At 50.6% G+C, this 308-nt stretch carries 1 pseudogene; it reads left to right on the forward strand.

The annotated features are described in order from the left end of the window. Nucleotides 1-308 (forward strand): annotated as a pseudogene (locus AB4486_RS23790) (MFS transporter); the annotation flags it as partial.

A 308-nucleotide genomic window follows, 5' to 3' on the forward strand; every position in this document is an offset into this window, starting at 1 on the left:
ACTCTGTGTGCATCGAGTGTATTTGTCGGACTGATTGGCCTGTTGTATTTACCTGAGTTTGCGATTTTTTGGGTGGGACTGTTTGGATTAGCCAACTGCTCGACGTTTATTATCGCGCTCTCTTTTGTTGGCTTGCGAACATCGAATAGCAGCCAAGCCGCATCATTGTCGGGTATGGCTCAGGGAATCGGCTATGCGTTGGCAGCCACTGGTCCAACGCTGGTGGGTAAGCTTCACGCTCAGACAGATTCTTGGAGTGTGCCGATTCTGTTGGTCGCATCTGTTGCCTTTGCGTGCACGATTTTCGC

Origin of the sequence: Vibrio sp. 10N.222.55.C6, from assembly GCF_041473395.1 — a bacterium.
Classification (GTDB): domain Bacteria; phylum Pseudomonadota; class Gammaproteobacteria; order Enterobacterales; family Vibrionaceae; genus Vibrio; species Vibrio crassostreae_C.